The sequence below is a fragment of the Algoriphagus yeomjeoni genome (assembly GCF_049821175.1).
GTDB lineage: Bacteria > Bacteroidota > Bacteroidia > Cytophagales > Cyclobacteriaceae > Algoriphagus > Algoriphagus yeomjeoni_A.
This window is the reverse complement of sequence record NZ_CP187512.1, coordinates 3,379,265-3,405,751: the sequence shown is the minus strand read 5'-3', so window position 1 is coordinate 3,405,751 and position 26,487 is coordinate 3,379,265. Positions and strand designations below refer to the sequence as shown.

Below are 26,487 nucleotides of genomic sequence, written 5' to 3'. Positions count from 1 at the left end.
TATAGGTCAAAATATTATTCTTTTTGAATTTTTTTTAAAAATTATCTTCTCAGATTAAATTGGAGGTTTTCTCAGTAAACTAATTGATTAAAAGAATTTTGTTTGGATAATTAGTCCAAAAAGAATTTTAGTGCATAAGGCCTGTATTAATCATTTAGGTATAAAAGAATCAAATCCAGAATTTTTTAAGAGAAATCCAGATTTTTTAAGAGTAAAAAGTGAAAAATGAGAAATAAAAATCTGAGAAATATAAAGATGGGGAGCTTTGAAATTCTGTTTTTCAATTTTTAACAAATTTTCGAAATAAAGTATTTTATCAGGTTGATTAAGTGCAAGTTGTGGGCTATTGAAATACCAACTTTCGGTTTAATATTCGCGTCAAATTTCACTCCACGTAAATGATTAATCTATGAAGAAAGTTTTATTAACCTTTGCTTTCGCGATTCTGACTTTGGTGTCAGTCTTGGCGCAGAGCAAGCCAATAACCGGTAGGGTTACTTCGGCTGAAGAGCCAGATGGTGTTCCAGGTGCTAGTGTAGTAGTTAAAGGTACTACAATAGGCGTTATCACTGATTTGGACGGAAGTTATTCGATCCAAGCTCCAGCTGATGCGACTACCCTTGTATTCAGTTTTGTTGGCTACTTATCTAAGGAAATGCCAATTGGTTCCAATTCCGTTATCAATGTGGTATTGGATGTGGATGTAAAAACCCTCAATGAGGTAGTAGTGGTAGGCTACGGTACCCAGGAAAGAAGAGAAATCACTGGTTCTGTAGCATCTATAGATGCATCAGCGATTGAGAATCTAGTAGCTCCTTCCTTTGAATCTCAACTTGCTGGTAGAGCTCCAGGTGTGTCGGTAACCACCCCAAGCGGTATTTTAGGCTCAGCTCCTATCATCCGTATTCGTGGCGTGAACTCCTTGACATCTAGCGCAAGCCCACTTTTCGTAATTGACGGAGTTCCATTAGTCAATTCCGACAGATCATCTGTCAACGATGCAAACCCATTAGCTAACATTAATCCAGCTGATATTGCCTCTTTCGAGGTATTGAAAGATGGTTCTGCTTCTGCTATTTATGGTTCTAGAGCAGCAAATGGTGTGATTCTAATTACTACCAAAAGAGGAGCTACAGGCAAAGCTAAAGTGAGTTACAGCACTTCAATGGGTATCAATGAAGCTGTAGATACTTTTGACCTACTTACTGGTGACCAATGGGTAACTATAGCTAATGAAAAGAGAACAAATGCGGGCCAATCAGAACTAGCTGCTCCAGGTGTAAATACCGATTGGCAAGATCTAGTATTCAGACAAGGATTTACTCAGCAGCACAATCTTTCTATTGCTGGAGGTTCTGAAGCTACGAAATACTTTTTCTCTTTAGGTTTCACTGATCAGGAATCTCCTGTAAGACCAAATGAATTAAGCAGGTATTCATTTAGAGGAAATGTGGATCATAATATCTCGAAAGCGGTAAGAGTAGGTACTTCTATGTCTTATTCATATACTGAGATATTTGGTCTAAATAACGGTTCCAACTCTCTTTCGGGAGCGATTTACAACTCTACACGTTCTTTGCCAAACGTTCCAATCTATGATGAAGCTAATACTGCTTTTGATGGATTCAATGTAACAGCAAATGGTGCTACAACTGGTTTTGGAAACAACCTAGCTGGTCCAGACAACAACATACCTAACATTGGTTTTGTATTGAAAAACAATATTTATAGAAGCCGTACGCACAGAATAATAGGCAACGCTTATGGTGAAGTAGATATTTTGGATGGTCTTACTGCTAGAACTCAAATCGGTGTTGACTTAACTATGGCGGACGATTTCCAGTCACTTGATGCAAGACATGGTGACGGTAGAAGTTCAAATGGTAGTGTGTTCATGGCTGCTAATCCTGCTTTCCAGTGGAACTGGCAGAATACCTTGAATTATCAGACAATTATCGCTGAAGACCACAATTTGAACTTTACTGCAGGTTTGGAATACCAATTCGCTAAGTTCTATGGATTCAGTGCTTCGGGTACTGACATCTCTGATGATTATTTCAGAAGAAATAACCTAATCACTGGTTCTTACAATAATCAATTCTCTGGTGGTGGCTACACCGAAAGAGGGTATGATTCTTATTTCGGTAGATTCAATTATTCCTACAAAGGAAAATACTTGGCTTCTTTCACAGTAAGAAATGACGGAATTTCTGATTTGGCAGTAGAAAACCAAAGAGGAACTTTCTTTGGTGGATCTGTGGGATGGAGAATTTCTGATGAAGCATTCTTCAATTCTGAATTGATTTCGGATTTCAAAGTGAGAGCTTCTTATGCTGAAGTAGGAAATACTGGTATTGATTCTTTTGCAGCTTACGGTGGATATAGCCCAGTATTGGGTGGTGCTGGTGCAGGTATTGGTTACAATAGAATTGCCAATGCTGACTTACAGTGGGAAACTTCCAAGAAGTTGAACTTTGGTCTTGATATGACTATTGGAAGAATTACTGTTTCTGCAGATTATTTCAAAAATAACATCGACGGAATAATCTTAGCTGCTCCTACTGCACCTTCATTAGGCGTACCAGGTAACAGCATCAACCAGAACGTGGGTCAGATGGAGAACACTGGTTTTGAACTTAGAGTAGCTTCCAATGTGATTAGTAGAGGTAAATTCTCATGGGATACAGATTTCAACATTTCCTACATCAAAAACGAGGTTACTAATTTGATCAGCCCATTAACAGGAACATACAATAGAACTGAGGTTGGAAACCCAATCGCTCAGCTTTATGGCGTAGTATGGGAAGGCGTAAACCCTGCAAATGGTAACCCTCTATACAGGTCTGGAGACAACATTGTGCAGTATAATTTAGTACGTGGTGCCTTAGGATTCAGACAATATGACTCAGCTAATCCATCTGATGTATCTGTGGCTGCTTCTGGTCCTACTCAGGAATACCTTGGAAACACATTGCCTAAGTGGCAAGGTGGCTGGTCAAACAATTTCAGATTCGGAAATTTTGATGCTGAAATCTTCACAAGATTCTCAGGTGGAAACTACATCATGAATGAATCTCTTAGAGGACTTCTAGGCCAAGGCTTTTCAAATAACCAAGCAAGTATCCTAACAAGATGGACTGAAAGTGGTCAGGTGACTGATATTCCTAAGCTTTACTCAGGTCAGGATCAAAATATGTGGCAAAACTCAGTCTCCAATTCAAGATTTGTGGAGAAAGGTGATTACGTAAGAATCCAAAACATTGTCCTTGGATACACTGTCCCAGTTACTGCCTTACAGTCGGCTTTTAGTGGAGCAATTTCTAATGCACGTGTATTTGCCCAAGTTCAAAACCCTTTCACATTCACGGGTTATTCAGGACTTGACCCAGAAGCAAACTCTTTCTCAGGTCAACTTAGCTTTGGTGTTGATTCGAACGTAGCTCCAGTCATCCGTACATACACGCTTGGTATTAGCGTAGGTTTCTAATCACTCAAACCGAAAAGAATATTTATTATGAAAAAATTCGCGATAAAAAATATCAAATTGGCACTAGTAGGTGTAGCCTTATTGGGCTTTACCAGTGCATGTGAGGTAACTGAGTTGGTACCTGCAAACCTTATCCCTGATTCAGAAGCATTTTCTACAGGTGCTCGTATCGAGTCTGCAGTATTAGGCGTGTATGAGTCAGCACAGAGAGGTTTCTATGCAAATGCGGTTCAACGTGGTTATCCGTTCGGAGCAGCAAACGTGGAACAAGGTGACATGAGAGGTGAAGATATGTATAACGATCAGGCCTTCTACGAAATCACCTACAACAATTCCTATAGCCCAGTTTCTGCCAACAACGTAGGTATGTGGATCTCTCTTTACAGAATGATCAACAGGCTAAACATTATTTTGGAAAATCTGGATGTAGCTGTTACTAATGGTGTATTGACAACTGACGAGGGCAATGCATACAAAGGCGAGATGCTTTTCTTGAGAGCTTTGGCTCACCACGAATTGTTAATCCATTTTGCAAGACCTTATTCTGATAATCCTTCCTCTTTAGGTATTCCTTACAGAACATTTGGTATCGATGACGTGACCAAAGTTCCTGATGGGGAGGCTGTACAAAGAGGAACTGTAAGCGAAGATTATGCACAGTTGCTACAAGATCTAGATGCAGCTGAAGGATTTTTGCCAGAAGGTGGTGCATTTAGAGCAAATAAAGGTGCTGCAATTGCACTTAAGTCTCGAGTGAAATTGCACATGGAAGATTGGCCAGGTGTATTGGCAGAATATACAAAGCTGGCTTCCAAATATGCGATCACTGCAAACCCAGCTACTCCTTTTAGAGGTGGTACAAGTACTGATAATATTTTCTCCTTTGTAAACTCTGCTGAGGCAAATCCAGGGGTGAACGGTGCACTTCCGGCTATGTATGGCAACCCGAATAATGGTGCTAGAGGATTGGTGAAAATAAGCCCAATCATCTGGAGAGCAGACTTCTGGGATCCTGCTGATACTCGAAGAAGTCTTTTGACATCTCAGAGTACAACAGGTATCTTCACTAGTAAATATCAGGATGCTGTGACTTACACTGACCCTAATGTTATCTTGAGATTTGCAGAGGTAGTTCTTAATGCCGCCGAAGCAAATGCAAGAACTGGTAAAATGATGGAAGCGGTAGATTTATTGAATTCAGTAAGAAGCCGTGCATTGCCTGCTTCAGTGCCAATGTACACTGTAGAAGGATTAGGTGACGGTGCACTACAAGCGATCTTGAATGAACGAAGAATTGAATTACTTGCTGAAGGTAGAAGATGGCCAGATATTCACAGATTGTCTGGAGAAGGCTTAATGTCTGGTATTCCGATGAAAGCAACTACAAGGTCTATTACAAATATCAGCTTCTATCAGGGAGGAGTTATTCCAATGGATCACTCGCTAGAATATAGCAGCCACTTATTTGTATGGCCTATACCACTGACAGAAATACAAACCAATATCTCTGCACCGATAGAGCAAAATCCTGGTTACTAATTGGGAATGATCATAAATCAAAAGTCCGGCCTTAGGTCGGACTTTTTTTTCATGAAAAATCTATTCCATAAGAAAAGAAAAATATAAGTCAATCCCGGAACTGAAAAGAGTAATGACTCAAAACCTCAGAATAATTAGTTAGTGAGCGAGGAATCTGTAATAGTAGCGAAAGCAAATACAGTTAATTGTCATGGCGAATTATACTTTAGCGCCTAAGATCAATTCTTTTTCAATATGCCTATTTCCTTTCCTTTACCGAGTATTATACTTTTTGGGCTCTTAGATTCGAAGTAAACTTGGACTACATTCTTTTGATCAGGAAAATCGTCGAGCAATAAACTATTCTTGATTTTAACAGCTGTTGGCTCATTTACCTTTTCGGATTCAAGGTAGAACCAAGCCGCATCTTCCTCCACCTCATATCCAATGAAATTCAAGGGGACTGTTTTGTCGGCAATCCAAATCATATTTTTTTCTTTCAAATAGGATTCAATTTGCTTATTGAGCTTGTCTTTGTTGGAAGGATTTAGAAAATCAATGGATTCATCATGAAAATCTCCCAGCCCAATCTCTAAATCATCCCAGAAAATCTTCTGCGAAATCTCTAGATGCTCAGTCTCAGCATTCCATTTAATCTCTGTCAAGCTGATATGAAAAGGATGTGCAAATACCAGCCATCCCAAGCTGATCATGTATAAGTAAAACTGTTGCATTTGGTGTTCTGTTGCCTGTCTTTTCTGCCAATTATGACGTATAATTGCGCAATTTACTTCTTTAGAGGTATTTCACCCATCTTATGAATTCATTTGAGTTATATTTTCGTCTAGGCCTTGAGCATATTCTTGATATCCATGGCTATGACCATATCCTTTTTGTTTTGGCTCTTTGTGCAGTCTTTATTCCTAGAGACTGGCGCAAAGTCGTGATATTAGTCACTGCTTTCACTATTGGTCATTCTTTAACTTTGGCACTGGCTACATTCCGATTGATTAGCGTAAACTCTGATCTAATAGAGTTTTTGATACCGGTGACTATAGCAATCACTGCCTTCATTACAATTCTCCGACCAAAACCCGCGTCTGGCAAAGGGCTTTCGATTAATTATGTTTTCGCTCTGTTCTTCGGACTTATTCATGGACTTGGATTTTCTATTTACCTAAGAAGTCTTTTAGGCAAAGAGGCAAGTATTTGGCAGCCATTGCTAGCATTCAATCTCGGATTGGAATTGGGTCAGTTGGTGATCGTGGGGATTTTTCTTCTAGCCACATCTATCTTGGTAGGATTAGCGGGAGTGAGCCGCAAAGAATGGACTTTAGTCGTGGCTTCCATGGTGTTTGGAGTGGCGCTAATGCTGATGTTAGAAGCAAAATATTGGTAAGAAATACCTTAGCTGCTGATTGATCGGTAGCTGATGAATTGAGATAAATAATAGAATTGAGCCTAAATAATTACATAATGAAAAAACTACTTGCACTTACAGCACTAGCAATTACAGGGATTTTTCCTGCTTTTGCGCAGCAATCAGAGCAGAATCATGCTGAGCGATTTGAGCAGCTCGGCCCGATGCTGCGAACTCCAAATGTTTACCGAACTGCATCTGGAGCTCCAGGTCACATGTACTGGCAGCAGCAGGCAAACTACGTGATCAACGTGGAGCTTGATGATGCAAATCAATCCATAAAAGGATCTGAGAAAGTCACTTACATCAATAATTCTCCTGATCAACTGACGTACCTCTGGGTTCAACTGGAGGAAAACCAGCGTGGACCGGATTCTGATTCTCCCAAAGCTGCTGAAAGCTCTATCAACTCTCGCATGACTCTTCGAACACTCGAAGGAATCATTTGGGCAAATGATGATTTTGGATACAAGGTATTGGAAGTAAAAGATGCCAAAGGCAACCCACTTCCTGTGACTGTGAATAAAACTATGATGCGTATCGATCTTCCTACACCTTTGAAAGCTGGAGATAGCTTCACTTTTGGGGTAGATTGGACGTTCAACATTACAAATAGAGTTGGCTATATCTCCGGTCGCCCAGGCTACGAGTACTTCGAAGAAGACGGCAATTACTTATACACCATGGCTGAATGGTTCCCCAGAATGGCTGTTTATTCTGACTTTGAAGGATGGCAAAACAAGCAGTTCCTAGGCTCAGGCGAGTTTGCTTTGGTTTTTGGAAATTATGAAGTGAACATCACTGTGCCTGCTGACCACATGGTCGGAGCGACTGGCGAACTTCAAAATGCAAGCCAGGTGCTTTCTGCAACTGAGCTGAATAGATGGAATACTGCTAAGAAAACATACGATAATCCAGTGGTCATCCGTACGCAGGATGAAGCAACTGAATTGGAAAAGGGCAAATCTACTGCTAAGAAAACTTGGAAATTCAAGGCTGAAAACGTTCGTGACTTTGCCTGGACATCCTCCCGTAAGTTCATCTGGGATGCAATGGCAGTGAAACAAGGTGGAAAAGAAGTGATGGCTATGTCTTATTACGCAAAAGAGGCGAATCCACTTTGGGGTCAGTATTCTACCCGAGTAGTTGCACATACGATTAAATCTTACTCTGCTCACACATTCAATTATCCGTACCCAACTGCGATTTCTGTAGAGGCTGCAAATGGAATGGAATATCCTATGATTTGCTTCAATTATGGTCGTCCGGATACAGATGGTACCTATTCTGAAGCCGTGAAAAACGGAATGATCGGTGTGATTATCCACGAAGTAGGTCACAACTTCTTTCCTATGATTGTCAATTCTGACGAGCGTCAGTGGACTTGGATGGACGAGGGATTGAACACCTTCATGCAATTCATGGCTGAGCAGGAGTGGGATCGCAATTTCCCTTCTCGTCGTGGTCCTGCGCACAAGATTGTACCTTATATGAAAAGCAGCGTGAATACGCTTGAGCCAATCATGACAAATTCTGAAAACATCATTCAGTTTGGCCCAAATGCATACGCGAAACCAGCTACTGCCCTTAACATCCTTCGTGAGACGGTGATGGGTAGAGAGTTGTTTGATTATGCATTCAAAGAGTACGCAAGAAGATGGATGTTTAAGCATCCTACGCCTGATGATTTATTCCGTACAATGGAAGATGCTTCTGCAGTTGACCTGGATTGGTTCTGGAGAGGATGGTTCTATGGCACGGACCCTGTGGATATCGCTATAGAGAATGTGGCCTTGTACAAAATGGAAAACCGTACTCCAGCTGAGAGAATGGCAGCGATGAAGGCAGAAGCAGACAGAGAAGAAGATTACGTTTCCAAAGAGTTTAATAGGACAGATATCCAAGAGACCGTAATTGAGGCAAATCCAGCTACGCGTGATTTCTATACTTCTTATAATCCTTTCACAGTAACTCCAGCAGACGAGGAAAGCTATCAGAAATTTATGGCTAGCCTTTCTCCAGAGGAAAAAGAGCTGATGGAAAGTGATTTGAATTTCTATGAAATCACCTTCAAAAACGTGGGGGGATTGGTAATGCCGATCATCCTTGAATTCCAATATGCTGATGGCACTTCTGAGATTGATCGTATTCCTGTGGAAATCTGGAGAAAAAATGAAACTCAGGTCACAAAAGTATTTGTGAAAGAAAAAGAAGTCACTCAAATCATTCTCGATCCAAAAAGAGAAACTGCCGATATCGATGAGTCGAACAATTACTGGCCATCTCAGCTTCAGCCAAGCAGATTTGAGTTGTTTAAAGGTTCAGGAGCTGCTAGAGGAACATCTACTGGTAGCAACCCGATGAAGGAAGCACAAAACAATAAATAAGAAAAAAGCCGGCGAGAGTCGGCTTTTTCCATTTGAAGCAATATTTCAACTTTCTTAAAGTTCACTTAGGATTGTTAGAACAGGACAGCTTAATTCAATGTTTGCTTTAGATTACAAATCAATTACCCATTCTTAACCTAAAACCTAAAAAATGAAACAATTAAAAACACTATCACTCGGTTTTTTTGCTTTTTTCCTGCTGCTCAGCTCAACTGCTTTTGCCCAAAAAAGAGATATCTATGAATTGAAAACTTATCATATCGATTCGCCAGCTCAAGAGGCGATGTTGGATAATTATTTGGAAAATGCTTTTATACCTGCAGCCCATAGGAATGGCATTGCTAAAGTCGGAGTATTCAAACCTATTTCCACTCAAGCTGATGCTGGAAAAAAAGTTTATGTATTCATTCCATTCAAATCAATGGATGAATTTATGGGGTTGGAAGGCAAATTAGCAAAAGATGCGGCTTACCAAACTGCCGGCAGTGCATATATCAATGCAGTATATGACAACCCACCTTACAAGAGAATAGAGACCTCAATTCTTCAAGCGATGACTGGACAGCCGAAATTTGCGGAGTCTAAATTGACCAATGACAAAAAAGATAGAATTTACGAATTGAGAAGCTATGAGGCTGCTACTGAGCGTTTGTACAAAGCGAAAGTGAAGATGTTTAATTCCGGTGAAATGGACATCTTCGAGAAGCTAAACTGCAGTCCGATTTTCTATGCTGAAACGATAGCTGGGGCGAATATGCCAAACTTAGTCTATATGACTACCCATGAAAATATGGACATCAGAAATGAACACTGGAAGCAATTCGGTGCTGATCCAGATTGGGCAGGGATGAAAGACTTACCAGAATATGCCAATACGGTATCACGTAACGACACGAGACTGCTATACCCGGCAGAGTATTCAGATCTGTAATTGAAAGTAAAAAGCTGGCGCAAGTCGGGTTTTTAACCGCAGTGGGCACAGGGTTTTTCACAGAGCGCGCAGGATTTTCATTATCTGAAAATGGCTGATTTAGCGCTAGTTTTAAAGGAGCCTTGTACCAAGCTAGTTAAGTGGTATGAGAACATGAGCCTGAAACTGATCACTGTGACTGTAAACTACTGTTGTCCTGCTTCTGCCTGTTGTCCTGCTTCTCTATAAGCTGGACTTTAACCAGACCTTCCAGGTTTTCAAAGCCTGGAAGGTCTTTTCTTATCCATTCACTTCCCTTGCAATTCCCTCAAAAATTCTGATTCCTGTTTCAATAAGTTCATCTGGAAAATCATAGGTAGGTTCATGTAATTGTGGGCAATTCTCTCCTGAGCCTAATCCAAATAAATAGGCAGGACAACTTTGACTAAAAAGGCCAAAATCCTCAGACCAACGAAATGGTTCTGTTTTTTCTACTATCTCCAAGCCTAATTCCTCAATGCACTTTTCTGCAATTTCTGCCGCATTTGGATCGTTTTTCGAAACAGCAAATGATTCTACTAAACTGAATTCTATTCCAAGCTTCTCAGCTGAAGCGATTCTGCTAGCTTCAGTCTTTATCATTTCGATCAAGCCATCTAGATCTTTTTGGTCAAAAGCCCGAATAGTTAAGCTCAAACTTCCCCTACCCGCACTAGTCCCGAAAGCCAAGCTTCCTAGCTCAGCATGGATTACGGTGACCAACGCAAAGTTTTTTAGCTTTTCTGGAAGCTTGGGCAGGATTTGGATCAATCGTGCGGTGGCTTGAGCAGGATTGACCCCTGCATCCGGATGAGCGGCATGTGCTGTTTTTCCTGTGAGGGCAATAGTCAAACCAGTGCTTCCTGCGGCAAATGTTCCTTTTCTGATCACTGCTTGATGGAGCGGGAATCCCGGGAGATTATGCAGAGCAAAAGCAAAATCAGGTTTGATTTGCTCGAATTTCGGATCATCCAAGATCCTTCTTGCACCCTCTCCGGTTTCTTCTGCAGGCTGAAAAAGAAGAACGACTTCACCATGCTGAGGCCTTTGGGAAGCTAGCTTTTCTCCCAGCCCGCAAATGATCGTCATGTGGCCGTCATGACCACAAAGATGGGCTTTCCCTTCAGTCATGCTTTTATAGCTTGGCTCACCTGTTTCCTGAATAGGCAAGGCATCCAGTTCAGCTCTGAACAAAATTCGCTTACCTGGATTTTCCCCTTTAAAAACGAAAGCAAGCCCATTTCCACCTAGATTTTGGATGGATTGATCTGGTTTGAGGTTTGTGAAAAAGGATAATATCTTCTCCGCTGTGGCAGATTCTTCACCGGCAATCTCTGGGGTTTGATGTAAGAGTTGGCGAAGATTTATAAGTTCTGAAAGAGGCATTATTCTAATAAATTTTCGAAAGGTAAGTTTCTACTGCTCAGTTGGAATCATTTTTGACGAAAAAAATGAAGCTTTGATCAGGAACTATTCAAGATCGCTGGCTATTTTAGGATATCATTTCAACCCTTAATCTAACTTTTATGAGCGAAGCACAAATTCAAAACTACAACGAGCAAATCCAAGCTTTGGAATCACAAATCACCGGTGACATGTTTGCAGACATGGAGATTCGTGACAAGATCCACAACCTGAAGATGGAACGTGACGGTGTGAAGCCGACTGATTCCAGCATTGATTGTGTAGGCTGCGGCAGTTAATTAACTGACTTTGGCTAGATACTTTGTTATATATAAGCCCTTTGGGGTTTTATGTCAATTTTCTGGAGAGGGGCAGACGCTTGCCTCTCTTTTTAATTTTCCAAAGGAGGTGTACCCGGTAGGTAGGCTCGACAAAGACTCTGAGGGTCTTCTAATTATTACGGATGACAAATCCCTAAATCATCATCTGCTCAATCCTCGATTTGGACACCAGCGGACATACTATGCACAAGTGGAGGGAGCGCCTGAACCAGAAACTCTAAAAGGATTGATGCAAGGAGTGATGATAAATGTGGAGGGGAGAGATTACAAAACCAAACCTGCGATCGCTAAGATTTTGGATCCTCTTCCATCCCTTCCAGACCGCGATCCTCCGATTCGCTACCGAGCTTCCATTCCGGATACTTGGATTTCTCTGACTTTAATAGAAGGCAAAAACCGTCAGGTTCGTAAGATGACTGCTGCGATCGGACATCCTACGCTGAGGTTGGTTCGCTGGTCCATGGAGAAATTAACCATTCAAGGATTTAAAGTTGGTGAAGTGCAGGAGCTCGATGAAAAAACGATTTATCATAAGTTGGGATTGACAGGTTTTAAGAAGGCAGAAGGAAAGAAACCTAGACGTTGAATTTCAAAGTTCTCGCGGCGACGCAGCGGCGCGGAGAAAAACAAGTATTTGCAGTTTTTCTCTGACCTCTAAGATTTTGGCATAAGCTTACTGCCCGTTGGCGACTTTGCGGGAGATTAAACGCTGCGTCGCCGCGCCGTCACGAGAGACAATTGGCCGTCGCGAGAAATACCTTCTTAAAAAATCATAAAATCCCTTTAATCGTGAGGCATTACCGCTTCTAAGATTTAAGATTGTCCTTTGGGACAAAAACCTCTATTTTAGTCTCCGGTTAAAAGCACTCAAAGATTTAGATTCCATGCATCAGGAAAAAATAGCAGACGTAATACAAGAAGTAAAGAAAGTAGTTGTGGGCCAGGACAGAATGGTCAACAGACTTTTGATTGGTCTTTTTACAAATGGTCACATTCTTTTGGAAGGTGTGCCGGGCTTGGCGAAGACCTTGACGGTAAATACACTGGCCAAAGTGCTTCATCTTGATTTCAATAGAATTCAGTTTACTCCAGATCTACTTCCAGCGGATTTGATCGGTACAATGATCTACAATCCTCAGGCGGCAAGCTTCGAAGTGAAGAAAGGTCCGATCTTCTCCAATGTGATTTTAGCGGATGAGGTTAACCGATCTCCAGCTAAAGTGCAATCTGCACTTTTGGAAGCCATGCAGGAAAAGCAGGTGACTATTGGTGATACTACTTATTTGTTGGATAGACCATTTTTGGTACTTGCTACGCAAAACCCAGTTGATCAGGAAGGAACATACCCTCTTCCAGAAGCACAGGTGGATAGATTTATGATGAAAGTGCATATCGATTATCCTAGCAAGGCTGATGAGATGGAAGTTATGCGTAGAATGGCTAACATGTCCTTTAGCTCTGAGGTGAATGCAATTCTTTCCAAAGATGAGATTTTTGATATACGCAATCAGATCAATGCGGTGAAAATGGCTGAGCCATTGGAACACTATATAATAGAGTTGGTTTTCGCGACCAGATTCCCGGAGCAGTACGGACTTAAAGAGGAAGCTAAATACATTCAGTTTGGTGTTTCACCTCGTGCCAGTATCAATTTGAACCTGGCATCTAAGGCAGTTGCTTTCATGGATGGTAGAGATTATGTGTTACCAGAGGATATCAAAGAGATAGCAGAAGATGTGCTAAATCATAGAATTATTTTGAATTATGAGGCAGAAGCTGATGGGATTAATACAAGGGATCTAGTCAAAATTTTGATGGAGAAAGTTCCCATTAACAAATCGGTAACATTGAAATAACTGCTATTTCTGCAAAAAAAGGCTTTTCGAGAGAGAAGCCTTTTTTTATGCACTTTTTGTTATTCCAATATTAAATTCTGTAAACAATATTAAAAAAAGCATAATTCGGAAAATTCTCTTGAGGGGAATAATTGAAGCAGATTTGCAGTGTCAAAAAAGGCAAACCATTTCAATTATACTATACCAATGAAAAAGTTCAATTCCCTATTATTCATGTTTGCAGCAATCGTGATTGGATTCACAAGCTGTATAGACGGAAATGACAAACCAGTAGATCCTGTAGATCCAGGAGCAGATAATGTATTGCTGGTAAATACTAACATCACTTCCAATACAACTTGGGAGACAGGTAAAACTTATGTTCTAGGAGGTAGAATTACTGTTACTTCCGGTAACACACTTACAATTCAGCCAGGTGTAATCGTAAAAGGTGAAGTTGGATCTGGATCTAACGCTACTGCTTTGATCATCGCTAGAGGTGGTAAAATTGACGCACAAGGAACTGCAACTTCTCCAATCATCTTCACTACAGTCGCTGATGAAATTTTGCCAGGTCAGATTGCCTCTCCTAATCTTGATCCAGATCTTTCTGGTCTTTGGGGAGGTTTGATCGTCTTGGGAAATGCTAAGGCTTCCCTTGCTGGTGATGTTACCGAAGTGCAAATTGAAGGCATCCCGCCATCCGATACAAACGGACTTTACGGTGGATCAAATGATGAGGACAACTCAGGAACTATCAAATACATTTCTATCCGTCATGGTGGTGCAAACATCGGTGAAGGAAATGAAATTAATGGACTTACACTAGGTGGTGTAGGATCTGGTACAGTAATCGAAAACGTGGAAGTGATCGCAAATCAGGATGATGGAATCGAATGGTTCGGTGGTTCTGTGAGCGTGAAAAATGCAATTGTTTGGAATGCAGGAGATGATGCACTGGATACAGATCAAGCTTGGTCTGGTACCTTGGATAACTTCATAGTAGTTGCTGGTGGAGAAACTGATCACTGCCTAGAAATCGATGGTCCAGAAGGATCTTACAATGCAGGTCACACCTTAAAAAACGGAACTATAATAGGTAATGCGGTAGCAGAAATGGCTGACTTTAGAGATGGAGCAAGAGGTACTTTCGAAAACCTTTACTTTACAGGTTTTGCTGACCCAGCAACAACTGAAGGACGTGGCGATTTATCACTAAGCGGAGACAAAACACTAGCGACATTCGCTGAAGGAACTTTGAAGTTCATGAATCTTGAAGCTACTCTAGCTGATGGCGTGACGTTGGCTACCGTCTTCAAAAATGGCACTGCTGCTTCTGCAACTTTGGTAGCTGCTGGTGCAAATACTGTAGGTGCAAATAAAGCTGCTTTTGCTAACACTTGGTCTTGGACCGCAGCCTCAGGCTCTATTTCTGATCTAAAATAAACAAACACACTTTTGAAAGAAGGGAGAAAGAACTTGCAAGGTCACTTTCTTCCTTCTTTCAAAATTTATTCTAATTGCTGTATGAAAAATCAATCTACTAATCCACTCATGAAGGGATTTCTGATTTTAGTTCTGCTAGTGCTTTCTCAAGTATTTGCAGGATTTGTTTTTGCCCAAAACGGTACTATAAGAGGTACAATCTATGAAGAAGGCACAGGCGAACCACTATTTGGTGTTTCTGTATTAGTGAAAGAAACGTCTACTGGAGCCGTAACAGATTTCGATGGTAAATTCGAGATTAAAGTTGCTCCAGGAACCTACACACTTCAGGTTTCTTACATTTCTTACTCTACTATCAATCTTACAGAGGTGTTAGTAAAAGCTGGAGAAGTAAACGTAATCAGTGATCTAATGATGGCTGAGGTAGCTTCAGATCTAGAGACAGTGACTGTCTCCGCATCTGCGATCAGAACTACTGAATCAGCTTTGCTTTCTGTAAAACGAAATGCAGCAAACCTTCTTGACGGTATTTCTGCAAGCACGTTCCGTCAGATTGGTGATGGAGATGCAGCTTCTGCTGTGAAGCGTGTTACAGGTGTATCCATTGAAGGTGGTAAATACATCTATGTAAGAGGACTTGGCGACAGGTATACCAAAACTGTTTTGAATGGTGTGGATATTCCAGGCCTTGATCCAGATAGAAATACGATCCAGATGGATATATTTCCTACGAATGTGATCGACAACATTATCGTTTCTAAATCATTCACTGCTGACCTTCCTGCTGATTTCACAGGTGGAGTTGTAGATATTGAAACAAAGGATTTTCCTGAAGAAAAAACAATGCGATTGAGTCTGAGTGGTGGTATCAACCCATCCATGCACTTCAATTCAAATTACTTGAAGTATGATGGTGGCAACACTGACTTTTTAGGATTTGATGACGGAACCAGAGCTATTCCTACTGACGGAAGAACCGATATCCCTCAGTACGGCGATGCAGTTGGTAATCCAACTGGTCCAAAAGGAATGGAGTATCAAGAGATTCTTGGAAACTTCAATAAAACATTGGGTGGCTACAGAGCAAATAGCTTGATGGATGTTGGCGTTAGCTTTTCCCTTGGAAATCAATTTACGAGATCAAAAGCTACTTGGGGTTACAATTTTGCTTTGACCTATAAGAATGAGACGGAGTTCTATCAGGATGCAGAATATAACCTGTATGCTAAGCCAAGAGAGGCAAATCAAACAGAACTTGAGCCTTTGGAAAGACAGCGTGGTGATTTCGGAGTGAATAACGTATTGCTAGGCGGACTTGCTGGAATCGCTTTGAAGACAGATAATTCAAAATTCAAATTGAACCTGATGCACCTTCAAAACGGTGAATCAAAAGCGGGTCAATTCGACTTTGTCAACACAAACTTAGGAGCAAACTTCGAGGCCAAGCAGTACAACTTGGAATATAGCCAAAGAAGTCTGACAAATATTTTGCTTGCAGGAACTCATTACATCAATGGAAATGATTGGGAGCTTAATTGGAAACTAGCACCAACCAGATCTACTATTTCTGATCCAGACATTAGATTTACAAGATTTAGAGAGCCTACCAACACAGTGTCAACTGAAGTAGGACTTCCTGCTAGAATCTGGAGAGATTTGGAAGAATATAGTATTGTAGCCAAAGGTGATATTGCTAAAAACCTAACGCTTTTCGCTAGAGAAGGTAAAGTTAAATTTGGAGGAAATTATGTCTTCAAACAGCGTGATTTCAATATCCAAAGTTTCCAGTTTGCGACAGGAAACTCAGAGTTCACTGGTGACCCTAACGAGATATTGGTTGATGAAAACCTTTTCTCAGCTGATAATAGAAACGGTGTGAGATATAATGCGGATTTTATTCCGATTAATGCGAATGCTTACAATTCCATCGCTACAAATATGGGTGGGTATGTATCTGTGGAGGCAAATCCTGCAGATAAATTAAAAGCTATCGTTGGTTTGAGAGTTGAGAAATACAATCAATATTATACAGGTACTAACCAGACTGGTACGATCAATTATGATCTAGTTGAGGTATTGGATGACATGGATTTCTTCCCAACTGTTAATTTGATTTTCAATTTGAAAGAAAATCAGAATCTAAGAGCTTCAGCTTCTAGAACGATCGCAAGACCTTCTTTCAAAGAACTTTCTTACGCGGAAATCCTTGATCCAATAACAGGTAGAACATTTATTGGAGGTCTATATCCTGAAACTACCAATGGTGGAACTGAAGTTCTTTGGGATGGTAATTTGGTTTCTACTCACGTCAATAACTTTGATCTGAGATGGGAAGCTTTCCAGGATAGAGGTCAAATGCTTTCAGTAAGTGCTTTCTACAAGACTTTCGAAAAGCCTATCGAAATGGTTCAGTTCTTGGCTGATCCAGGAACTTTCCAGCCTAGAAACGTAGGAAATGGTACGGTTGCTGGTTTGGAGTTTGAATTCAGAAAATCGCTGAAATTCATTGCTCCTAGCTTCGAGAATTTCTCTTGGAACACAAACGTAACGATCACTAAGTCTCAGATCAAAATGTCTGAATCTGAATTCAGATCAAGATCATTGACAGCTAGAGAAGGTCAGGTAATTGAAGATACACGTGACATGGCGGGACAGGCACCTTATTTGATCAACACTGGTTTGAGCTACAACTCATTTACAACTGGTTGGGAAGCTGGTGTGTTCTATAACGTTCAAGGTTCGTCTCTTCAGTATGTTGGCTTTGGTAACAGAACTGATACGTATTCTGTACCATTCAATAGCTTAAACTTGAACATCAACAAAACGTTCGGTGCTGATGAGCGTTTACAAGCAGGTTTTGGTGTCCAAAATATCCTAAATTCTAGAAGAGAGTTTGTTTACAAGTCATATGAAGCTGATGACCAAATTTTCAGCAGCCTTTCACCAGGTACCAAAATGACCTTCAGAGTAGCTTTCTCATTCTAATAAACCAACTATCACAACTGAAAAAGGCTCCCAATGGAGCCTTTTTTTATGTCAATTTTTTGATGATACTTGATGCTTCAGGGTATTTTTCGAGTAGGTCCTTTGCTTCGAACAGTTCAAAATCAGCAAAATCAAAACCGGGAGATACCACACATGAAACTAACGCATAGCTGTTTGGCTCGTCCACAGAGCTTCCGAAAATTGTATTTGCCTCGACCAAATGTTGCGGAGCAGTGTTATTCGCACTTGCTGGGATTCCCAGTGAAAGTTGCTTATGGCCTTTTTCTGTCAACTTATGCACAGTCAACGTACTCCCTTCGTGGAAAAACCAAAGCTCATCACTTTTGATACGATGGAATTTTGATACGTTTTCAGAAGTAAGCAGGAAGTAGATCGCTGTTGTTAGATTTCTTTTGCCAGAATTTGTTCCAATGTTCACATCAGATCGATAAGTCTCCGAATAGAAACCTCCCTCAGGATGTGGGGAGAGATTTAACTTGTCAACTAAAAAGGCAACTCGTTCTACAACATTCATTTTAGCCTGCTGGGTAAGATTTTAATAATATAGCTACAATACGCTCGGCTGTTTTGCCATCCCAAAGTGGAATTCCTTGGTATTGCTTCCATTTCCCTTTCATGATTTTTTCCAAGTAAGGTTTTAGCTTAGCCGGATCGGTGCCAACTAGCTCGTTTGTACCGAGTTTTATGGTTTCTGGTCGCTCGGTGTTATCTCGCAGCGTAATACAAGGGACGTTCATGACCGATGCTTCTTCTGTAATTCCACCAGAATCTGTGATCACGCCTTTGGCATTTTTTACCAAAAAGTTGAATTCCAAATATCCCAAAGGTTCGCACATGTGAAGGTTTGCAGCAGATATCCCAAGAGACTGCAAGTTTTTGGCAGTTCTAGGGTGTACCGGAAATATGATAGGTAAACCTTTTGTTCCTTCCAAAATAGCATCGATCATAGCTTTCAGCTTGTGCTCCTGATCCACATTTGCAGGGCGATGCAGGGTCATCACGAAGTATTGTCCAGTCTCTAGGTTTTCAAAGATTTCACCTTCCGGTTTTTGGAATCTTGGCATCTGAGCCATTAATGTATCAATCATGGTATTGCCTACGTAGTGGATTTTTTCCTCGGCAAAACCACTTTTTCTCAGGTTAGTATTGGCAATTTCAGAAGTTGTAAAAAAATGATCAGTGATACTGTCGGTTACCATCCTGTTTATTTCTTCAGGCATAGTCAAGTCACCTGATCGAATTCCTCCTTCTACATGAGCAACATCGACTTGAAGTTTTTTGGCAGTAATAGAGCAGGCAAGTGTACTGGTGACATCTCCTACAACTAGTACAAGGTCTGGACGATTTTCCAGGAGTTCTTTTTCAAATGCGATCATAATCGCCGCGGTTTGTTCTGCTTGTGTTCCACCGCCACCACCTAGATTTGCATCAGGTTCAGGAATATTGAGTTGCTCAAAAAAATCACCGGACATTTTTTTGTCATAATGCTGTCCGGTGTGAACTAACCGAAACTTGACCTGAGCGCCTTCCTGTTGCTTTTTGATAAATTGATGAATGATAGGTGCTATTTTCATAAAATTGGGTCGCGCACCTGCGACTATCGTAAAAGTTGCCATCTCATAGTTTTATATTCTATCCAAAAATAGTAAAACCTTTTGGAGACCTGGGCTAAAATTACCCTTCTTTTAGTAAGTCTCATTTGGCTCCTTTTTTGTTTCTTTGCAGGGTGATATTTTCTTAACTATTTGAATTTGATGGATTATTATAAATGGTCAAAAGCCGTGAAGAAGCTTTTACTTCTTTTGACTTTAGGGTTATTTTTCTCATGTACTGAAACATTGGAGTCAGAACAAGTGGTCTATTTCAATGATTTTTCAAATCTAGATTTGGCAGGATTTGAAAACGGCAGACTTATTATTTTTGAAAATGATACTGTAGTTGGGTATTATCATAATGAGGAAATTGCAGTTAATTTGACTGGCCTTCCTTCCCACAATCTATTAAAAATCACTCTTGAGGTCTTAGCCCATGATTCATGGGATGGAAATGCCTCAGATAATGGAAATGGGCCAGATCAATGGTTTTTTGGTGTCGATGGTGAAGAGGTTTTTAGAACTTCATTTTCCAATACCCCTTGTGAATCCACCTATTGTCTTTACCAATCTTACCCGGATAATTTCTTCAAACAAAATAGACCTAAAACAGGAGCGATTCAGACGAATATGCCAGGAATTTGTCTTTTTGGCGCCTTTCCAAATTATACCACCAGATATAGTATATCAAAAATTATAGACCATAGTAATCCCAATACAAGAGTTTATATGAATTCAGAATTAGTGGCTGATAATTCACCGGATCCTTTATGTGATGAATCTTGGTCTCTAGCTAAAATTACTATTGAAGCCCTTACCTTGAAATAATGATGAAGACAGGGAAAATTTTGAATAGTTTTTTTGGGACATTATTGCTATTTCTTTTGCTCAATAATTCTTCTTTCGCTCAGACTGTCCCAGTTGGCACTCCGGTATTGGATGATTATTTAAGAAGAGCTCAGCTATTGGGACATGTAGACTCTGCATCTTCTTTTATGATCAGACCCCTATATCCCGTCGATGCCTTCGGGATAAAATATGGCTTTGACCTCGATAGCTCTGTGGTTGATTTGGACGCCTCCAAAGTCAACAAGGTTTTTGGAAAGAATAAGCAAGGTAAGTTTCTACTTCTGCCAGCGAATGCCAAATTTCAATATAACTCTACTTATGCTTTTGGAGTGAATGATGGTGCTTTTATTCCAAATAGAGGAATGCAAAGTTTGTATAGCGCTGGGGCATATTTAGAATATGGACCTGTAAGCCTACAATTTCAACCGGAATTGTTACTTGCTCAAAATAAAGATTACAAAGGATTTCCAATAGATCATCAAGCTACTGTTTTGTTCTACTATGAGTATATGAACAGGATAGACATGCCAGAGCGATTTGGTGAGGATTCATATAATAGAGCATATTTTGGACAGTCTAGCCTTCGCTTTAATTTCAGTGAATATTCAATAGGTATTTCTACAGAGAATCTTTGGTGGGGACCAGGAAGACGTAGCTCTCTATTGCTGGGTAATAATGCCCCCGGATTTATCCATATTACCGCAAATACCCGCAGACCAGTAAAGACAAAGATTGGATCATTTGAAGGTCAAATGATTGGGGGATTCTTGAGATCCTCTGGATATCTGCCTCCTTTGTCCGATTATAGGATTCAGGAGAATCCAGTGCTTATGCCAAAGTCAGAAGATAACAAACGCTTCTTATCGGGCATAGTGTTGACTTATCAGCCTAAATGGGTGCCGGGATTATTTTTGGGTTACGGCTCGACAAATCACATATACCGTAGTGATATTTCAACTCTTGGAGATATTGTTCCTATTTTCAACGGCAGGAAAAAAGCTCAAAATATAGTAGATCCTATTCAGGAAAGAAGACAGCAATTTAGTTCTGGCTTTTTCAGATGGTTAAGTCCAGAAGGGCACTTTGAGTTCTATGGAGAATATGGAACTCGAGACAATGATCGTACAATGAGTGATTTCATTATTACACCTGAGTCTGGTCGAGCCTTTACTTTTGGCTTTTCACACTTGATGACTTTGAAAAAACCGGGTCATTATTTTCAGATCAGTTCCGAGATGACCCAAACAGGTCAATCCATAAGAGAAAACATACGAGATCTTAAAACTTGGTACATCCATGACCATGTAGTAGAGGGCTATACCCAAAACGGTCAGGTGTTAGGAGTAGGGAATGGTCCGGGAAGTAATGTCATTTTTGTAGAGTTTGCATGGGTGAACAAGATGAATAGAATTGGTTTCCAAATGGAGCGAATTGTCTACAATAATGACTTTTATTATTTCCGATATGAAGCTTCCAAAGACTGGAGAAACAAATACGTGGATCTAGTTCCTTCTTTAATCGGAGACTGGAAGTTTGGAAGTATTTTGGTAAATGCCAGACTACAATATGTCAATACATTGAATTACAAATGGTATCTGGAAAATAGTCCAGATCAGTATTTTGTGCCGGGTTACGACAGGAAAAACTTCGTAGGTCAGGTAGGTGTGGCGTATATTTTCAACTAGTAAAGTTTGATTCAATAGAATTATGAAAATAGAAAAGAATAAAGTGGTAGCAGTATGCTATGACCTGAAAGTAGATGATGGAGAGACAGGAATGGTTTCTTATGAAACTGTTCCAGAAGATAAGCCCTTTTATTTTTTGTTTAACGCCGGAGAGGTGTTTCCTAAGTTTGAAGATGCATTGCTCGGCAAGTCTGCTGGAGACAAATTCACTGCAGATCTTGGGTTTGATGATGCCTATGGGGATTATATGGAAGAGAAAAAAACCATAATTCCAAAAGCTAATTTCAAGGAAAATGGAAAGACTAATAAGAATCTTCTTCGAATAGGAAATGTAATTCCTATGCAGGATAATAAGGGTGGACAGATCAGAGGAGAGATTACCAAGATTGATTATAAAGGTGTCCATATGGACTTCAATCCACCGCTAGCGGGATATGATCTATCTTTTGAAGGTAAAATCATCTCTGTCCGAGACGCCTTACCTGAAGAACTGGAACATGGACATGCTCATGGGCCAGATGGACATCATCATCACTAAATTAACCCCTTCAAATGCCCTGTTCTTAGAATAGGGCATTTGTCGTATTGGGTGAGTTTACAAATCCTAATATTTTTGAAGAAACAAATGATCCTAACTTTTATGACTGAGGAGGTTATTATCGGTGTGATAAAAAAGGCTTTGCTGATTGGTTTCTTCGTGGCATTTATGGCCTAACTAATCACAGAAATTGGAGTAAGGTTTTTTCGATAGACTGTTTGGACAACAGGGGTGATTGATCCATCAGGTTTTGGCCTCCTTTGGGAGGCCATTTTTAGTTAGAAGCTAGTAGATTAGCCTGCTCTTCAGCCAATGCTTTAAGGCCTTCAATTCTCTCAGAGTCATAAAGCTTCAATGCTTTATTTAATTGTACAGAAGCCTTTTCAAAGCTTTGATCATTAAAGTGGGAGATTGCATCATTGTAATATTGTAGTCCTGCTAATTGAGTCAAATTGACTTTTCTAAAAATTGCATTGTCTGAAAGATCTACTTTTGGTGCCCCTAGTCGCTGATTTAATGACTTAAGCTCTACTGAGTCATTGGCTTTATAACCTTCTAAATAGGAAGCTACTTCTGCTGGGGCTGTAATCATTCCGCCAATTGGTAACGTACTTTCCAAAATAATGTCTTTCTCCTCGTGATTCACTACTATAAAAACATGGTAATCAGTTTCTACAACTTTGTATTCAAACCCATATCTATCTAAAAGAAGGGCCAATGCAGCGGAAGCACTAACACAATCATATTTGCCTTCTTCAAGCATATCATTGAATGTGGAATGTTGCTCGTAGGTTTTGAATAGCTGCTGATGAGATTTTTCGAAAATATTGCGGAGCACATTTAAGTGTGTCCCTTTTTTATTGTATTTCTTGTCCAGATCAGCTAGTAAATTATCCCATTTGACATCCGAAAGAGATTTTTCAGCCTGCACTGCTCTAAAAAGTAAGAATGGACTTTGTCGACCAGCCTCCCAAAGTTCCTTCTCTAAATTATTGTCAAAACGTAAATCCTCAGAAATTCCAATACCATCCTGAGCCATGGCAAAAATGCCGATGGTGAATAATAAAAGATATGTGAGTACTACTTTTTTCAAACTGAGTGAAGCTAATGTTATTAAACATACGACCAATGTTACGTAAAGTTAACAATTTGGTAACATTAAACCATATGATGATCCAAAACTTAACATTGGAGTAATGAAAGAGCTCAATTTTTAGGCTCAGTTGTATTATTTGGACAACAGGAATAGCTTCAAGTTTTTAAAAAATGTTGAGCAAGTTCGTTTGAAATTCTGTTTGGTAAAGAATTACACAGATGCTAAATTGAAATTGCCAATAGAAAATATAGAGACTGAATATTTCTTACTCGTGGTGGTAAGGTTCATTTCTTAGAATAGTAAACCCCCTATAAAGCTGCTCTATAAAAAATGGGCGAATCATTTGATGCGAAAAAGTCATCTTTGAAATGGAAAGTTTACCGTTTGCACGAGCATAAACTGCTTCAGAAAAGCCATAAGGCCCACCGATTATAAAAATCAATTGCTTCAGTCCGCTATTCATTTTCTTTTGTAGAAACTCAGAAAAATCCATAGAACTATAGCTTTTGCCTCGCTCGTCCAATAGAAGTACCTCGTCTGAGGGAATGATATTTTTCAGAATCAGTTCACCTTCTTTTTCCTTTTGGAGGACTTCAGAAAGAGATTTAGTGTTTTTCAAATCTGGGATCACTTCAAAATCAAACTTGATATAAAAGTTCAGGCGCTTGCTGTACTCCTCGATCAGAGAAAGGATTGCTTTGTTGTCAGTTTTACCTATTGCGATAAGTTTTATTTGCATTCCCAAATATCTAGAATTTCTATTTATGGTCTATAAATGTATCTGAAAGGTCTAAAATTGGGGTGTCTGATATGTACATGGTTTTTAATCACCGAATGAAAGACAATTCTTAAAAAACTGAAAAACAATTGATTATAAGTAGTGTTATAGGGGTATTCAACCAATATTAAAATTAACACTTAACAACAATGAAAAAATTAGGAATAGTAATGATGCTCACTATGCTAATAGTTGCATCTTCTTTTGCACCAAAAATGAATGCAGTCCATGAGACAAAAATTGAAGCTGATATCGTTGATTTGGCAATTTCCCAAGATTTCTTAACTACTTTGGTAGCAGCTGTGAAAGCAGGAGATTTGGTGGGTACTTTAAAAGGAGACGGACCGTTTACAGTATTTGCTCCTACCAATGATGCTTTTGCGAAGCTACCTGCTGGAACAGTAGAGAATTTACTAAAGCCAGAAAACAAGGCTCAATTGGTAAAAATTCTTACTTACCATGTAGTACCAGGTAAAGTGATGTCTTCTGACTTGAAAAACGGTCAAATGGCAAAAACTGTAGAAGGAAGCTCAATCAAAGTGACTTTGATGAATGGAAAAGCAATGATCAACAATGCAACAGTAACAGCTGCAGATATTGAAGCAGATAATGGAGTAGTTCACGTGATCGATACAGTGATCATGCCTCCAATGTAATTGAATAGTTGTTTTCAACCCTTTGAAGCCTATCCTTTTGGATGGGCTTTTTTTTGTGAAAGCCTGAAATGTTGTCTAGCTTTTAAAATCAGAGATAAAATTTTCAGTAATTTCTCGATTTTTAAATTGGATATCTAAACCTGTAAAATGCAAAAAGCCTCCAATTTAAGGAGGCATTTTGCGATGTATTGATATGTGCTTATTTGATCAGTTCTTTACGCTTCAGGATTGTTTCCATAAATTTTCGCTCATTATCTGAGTTGAAAATCCGGAAAGGAAGATGTATAAATTGAGCTTTGGACATATAAAGAACGAAAGCGTCTTTTCTTACTTCAGCATTTTTGATCATGTTCCATTGCACGGGCATGCCTTGTTTGGTATTAATTTTCATCAGGATCTGACGGCTGTCGATTTCATAAGCCATTTTATCGAAAATCACCTTGTTTTGCTCCATCTGAGTCACTCCTGTAAACTGGATCGCCCAAAACAGCACATAAAGTCCGTATGCTATCAATGCGCCGATGATCCACCATATCGAGGGAATCCAAAAATAACCGCACATAATTACTAATGCTATTGGGATAACCCACCATTGTTCCTTCAAAACATTGACCAAAGCCATTTTAATATAGGTGCCAGTAGGGAGTTGATATTTTTTTGTTTTTACTATCATCACTTTTCTTTTTCAGAGCGCAAATATCCACCTATCCAAGGGAATTAGCAAGCCCGCTTAAATCATAAAAAACATCTTTATTCGAAAACAAATCGGCGCTACCATTGATTTAAATCTTGTATTCAATTATATTATCTCAAACTTTTAGCGATGAGCAGTCTTGTAATCGATTTGATCCTTTGTGGTTTGGCATACGTCATCTTGATATATGTCATGGCGACTATGACTAAAAACTCTTTAAGAAAGGGTGGTAGGAGTGAAGATGATGGAGATGGCGGAGTAGAGGATTTTACACCACCAAAGATAGATTTACCTCCAGGGGTGCAATGGCCAAGTGATTCACCAAAATCGAGAATTCCTGAGCCCGTCGAATTTTAATGACACTTGTTGCAAACTCCTTGTACTAATAAATTCATTTCCTTCTTTCTAAACCCTGAAGGAAGTTTGATGCTCGGAAGGGTAATAGATTCTAGACAGGTGGTTTCTCCACAGATTTCACATTTAAAATGGACATGTTCGTGGTTATGATCTGCCTCTTCATGTGAGCATAGCGCATATTTAGTGGCTCCACTATCATCAAGTACTTTATGCACTACGTCTTTATCTACAAAAGTTTTTAGCGTGCGATAAATCGTCACCCGATCAAACTGGCTATCCAGTGATTCCTCTAAATCCGAGTGAGCCAAAGCCACTTGCTTGTCCAGAAACTCTCGGATAATCTCCTGACGACAATCTGTGATGCGTAGTTTATGACTTTGAAGTATGGAAAGTGGTGAGGACATGTTCATGTGTTTGAAACAAAACTAATCAAAAATTGATTTCAAGAC

23 protein-coding genes are annotated in these 26,487 nt (G+C 39.9%); 15 read left to right on the top strand and 8 right to left on the bottom strand.

Annotated features, from left to right (window positions below):
* The first annotated feature begins 409 nt into the window (after positions 1–409).
* Together ACPUEN_RS13710 and ACPUEN_RS13705 are read left to right on the top strand one after the other, a co-directional pair.
* On the top strand, positions 410–3,487 hold the full coding sequence (locus ACPUEN_RS13710) for a SusC/RagA family TonB-linked outer membrane protein (RefSeq protein WP_425636466.1): 3,078 nt from the start codon (positions 410–412) through the stop codon (positions 3,485–3,487).
* A 27-nt stretch (positions 3,488–3,514) separates the two neighbouring features.
* Positions 3,515–5,026, top strand: coding sequence for a RagB/SusD family nutrient uptake outer membrane protein (locus tag ACPUEN_RS13705; protein ID WP_425636465.1), 1,512 nt, complete (start codon positions 3,515–3,517; stop codon positions 5,024–5,026).
* A gap of 218 nt (positions 5,027–5,244) precedes the next feature.
* Here ACPUEN_RS13705 and ACPUEN_RS13700 read toward each other — a convergent pair whose 3' ends face one another.
* On the bottom strand, positions 5,245–5,739 hold the full coding sequence (locus ACPUEN_RS13700) for a DUF6702 family protein (protein WP_425636464.1): 495 nt from the start codon (positions 5,737–5,739) through the stop codon (positions 5,245–5,247).
* Between the two features lie 83 nt (positions 5,740–5,822).
* On the opposite strand from ACPUEN_RS13700, the gene ACPUEN_RS13695 reads away from it, so the two are divergent.
* The 3 genes from ACPUEN_RS13695 (at position 5,823) to ACPUEN_RS13685 (ending at position 9,743) form a co-directional block, all read left to right on the top strand.
* Positions 5,823–6,404 carry a HupE/UreJ family protein gene (locus ACPUEN_RS13695; protein ID WP_425636463.1) on the top strand — a complete coding sequence of 194 codons (582 nt, stop codon included), beginning with the start codon at positions 5,823–5,825 and terminating at the stop codon, positions 6,402–6,404.
* A 77-nt stretch (positions 6,405–6,481) separates the two neighbouring features.
* Positions 6,482–8,812 carry a M1 family metallopeptidase gene (locus tag ACPUEN_RS13690; protein ID WP_425636462.1) on the top strand — a complete coding sequence of 777 codons (2,331 nt, stop codon included), beginning with the start codon at positions 6,482–6,484 and terminating at the stop codon, positions 8,810–8,812.
* A gap of 151 nt (positions 8,813–8,963) precedes the next feature.
* Positions 8,964–9,743: an NIPSNAP family protein gene (locus tag ACPUEN_RS13685; protein WP_425636461.1), complete on the top strand. Its 780-nt coding sequence runs from the start codon at positions 8,964–8,966 to the stop codon at positions 9,741–9,743.
* A 279-nt stretch (positions 9,744–10,022) separates the two neighbouring features.
* Here the strand turns inward: ACPUEN_RS13685 and ACPUEN_RS13680 are convergent, their stop codons facing one another.
* Positions 10,023–11,147: an amidohydrolase gene (locus ACPUEN_RS13680; RefSeq protein ID WP_425636460.1), complete on the bottom strand. Its 1,125-nt coding sequence runs from the start codon at positions 11,145–11,147 to the stop codon at positions 10,023–10,025.
* Positions 11,148–11,287: 140 nt separating this feature from the next.
* Between ACPUEN_RS13680 and ACPUEN_RS13675 the strand changes: the two genes are divergently transcribed.
* The 5 genes from ACPUEN_RS13675 to ACPUEN_RS13655 all read left to right on the top strand — a co-directional run bounded on the left by ACPUEN_RS13675 (position 11,288) and on the right by ACPUEN_RS13655 (position 17,772).
* On the top strand, positions 11,288–11,464 hold the full coding sequence (locus ACPUEN_RS13675; RefSeq protein ID WP_170124589.1) for a hypothetical protein: 177 nt from the start codon (positions 11,288–11,290) through the stop codon (positions 11,462–11,464).
* 10 nt (positions 11,465–11,474) lie between these two features.
* A complete protein-coding gene (locus tag ACPUEN_RS13670; protein WP_425636459.1) occupies positions 11,475–12,092 on the top strand; it encodes a pseudouridine synthase in 618 nt (205 codons plus the stop codon).
* A 298-nt stretch (positions 12,093–12,390) separates the two neighbouring features.
* The gene (locus ACPUEN_RS13665) at positions 12,391–13,362 is read left to right on the top strand and encodes a MoxR family ATPase (RefSeq protein WP_339869835.1); all 972 of its coding nucleotides are present in this window, start codon (positions 12,391–12,393) and stop codon (positions 13,360–13,362) included.
* 186 nt (positions 13,363–13,548) lie between these two features.
* On the top strand, positions 13,549–14,787 hold the full coding sequence (locus tag ACPUEN_RS13660) for a hypothetical protein (protein WP_425636458.1): 1,239 nt from the start codon (positions 13,549–13,551) through the stop codon (positions 14,785–14,787).
* Positions 14,788–14,868: 81 nt separating this feature from the next.
* A complete protein-coding gene (locus tag ACPUEN_RS13655; protein ID WP_425636457.1) occupies positions 14,869–17,772 on the top strand; it encodes a TonB-dependent receptor domain-containing protein in 2,904 nt (967 codons plus the stop codon).
* Between the two features lie 46 nt (positions 17,773–17,818).
* On the opposite strand, the gene ACPUEN_RS13650 is transcribed toward ACPUEN_RS13655, so the two are convergent.
* Positions 17,819–18,307 (bottom strand): cupin domain-containing protein, encoded by a 489-nt coding sequence (locus ACPUEN_RS13650; RefSeq protein WP_425636455.1) that lies wholly within the window; start codon positions 18,305–18,307, stop codon positions 17,819–17,821.
* A gap of 1 nt (position 18,308) precedes the next feature.
* On the bottom strand, positions 18,309–19,409 hold the full coding sequence (wecB, locus tag ACPUEN_RS13645) for a non-hydrolyzing UDP-N-acetylglucosamine 2-epimerase (RefSeq protein ID WP_425636454.1): 1,101 nt from the start codon (positions 19,407–19,409) through the stop codon (positions 18,309–18,311).
* Between the two features lie 138 nt (positions 19,410–19,547).
* Between wecB and ACPUEN_RS13640 the strand changes: the two genes are divergently transcribed.
* The 3 genes from ACPUEN_RS13640 to ACPUEN_RS13630 are packed head-to-tail and all read left to right on the top strand — an operon-like array spanning position 19,548 to position 22,457.
* Positions 19,548–20,213, top strand: a complete 666-nt coding sequence (locus tag ACPUEN_RS13640) for a hypothetical protein (RefSeq protein ID WP_425636453.1) — start codon at positions 19,548–19,550, stop codon at positions 20,211–20,213.
* The gene (locus ACPUEN_RS13635; protein WP_425636452.1) at positions 20,213–21,919 is read left to right on the top strand and encodes a capsule assembly Wzi family protein; all 1,707 of its coding nucleotides are present in this window, start codon (positions 20,213–20,215) and stop codon (positions 21,917–21,919) included. The genes ACPUEN_RS13640 and ACPUEN_RS13635 overlap by 1 nt, the downstream gene beginning before the upstream one ends.
* Positions 21,920–21,941: 22 nt before the next feature.
* The gene (locus ACPUEN_RS13630; protein ID WP_425636450.1) at positions 21,942–22,457 is read left to right on the top strand and encodes an FKBP-type peptidyl-prolyl cis-trans isomerase; all 516 of its coding nucleotides are present in this window, start codon (positions 21,942–21,944) and stop codon (positions 22,455–22,457) included.
* Between the two features lie 274 nt (positions 22,458–22,731).
* On the opposite strand, the gene ACPUEN_RS13625 is transcribed toward ACPUEN_RS13630, so the two are convergent.
* Positions 22,732–23,550 carry a hypothetical protein gene (locus tag ACPUEN_RS13625; RefSeq protein ID WP_425636449.1) on the bottom strand — a complete coding sequence of 273 codons (819 nt, stop codon included), beginning with the start codon at positions 23,548–23,550 and terminating at the stop codon, positions 22,732–22,734.
* Positions 23,551–23,818: 268 nt separating this feature from the next.
* Positions 23,819–24,292, bottom strand: a complete 474-nt coding sequence (gene rlmH, locus ACPUEN_RS13620; protein ID WP_425636448.1) for a 23S rRNA (pseudouridine(1915)-N(3))-methyltransferase RlmH — start codon at positions 24,290–24,292, stop codon at positions 23,819–23,821.
* A 188-nt stretch (positions 24,293–24,480) separates the two neighbouring features.
* Here rlmH and ACPUEN_RS13615 point away from each other — a divergent pair, with 188 nt between their 5' ends.
* On the top strand, positions 24,481–24,987 hold the full coding sequence (locus ACPUEN_RS13615; RefSeq protein WP_425636447.1) for a fasciclin domain-containing protein: 507 nt from the start codon (positions 24,481–24,483) through the stop codon (positions 24,985–24,987).
* Between the two features lie 199 nt (positions 24,988–25,186).
* On the opposite strand, the gene ACPUEN_RS13610 is transcribed toward ACPUEN_RS13615, so the two are convergent.
* Entirely contained in the window at positions 25,187–25,660 is a 474-nt protein-coding gene (locus ACPUEN_RS13610; protein ID WP_111613160.1) for a YcxB family protein, read from the bottom strand.
* 150 nt (positions 25,661–25,810) lie between these two features.
* Here ACPUEN_RS13610 and ACPUEN_RS13605 point away from each other — a divergent pair, with 150 nt between their 5' ends.
* Positions 25,811–26,038 carry a hypothetical protein gene (locus ACPUEN_RS13605; protein WP_111613159.1) on the top strand — a complete coding sequence of 76 codons (228 nt, stop codon included), beginning with the start codon at positions 25,811–25,813 and terminating at the stop codon, positions 26,036–26,038.
* Here ACPUEN_RS13605 and ACPUEN_RS13600 read toward each other — a convergent pair.
* A complete protein-coding gene (locus ACPUEN_RS13600; RefSeq protein ID WP_425636446.1) occupies positions 26,035–26,442 on the bottom strand; it encodes a Fur family transcriptional regulator in 408 nt (135 codons plus the stop codon). The two genes, ACPUEN_RS13605 and ACPUEN_RS13600, sit on opposite strands and share 4 nt — an antisense overlap.
* Positions 26,443–26,487: the final 45 nt, after the last annotated feature.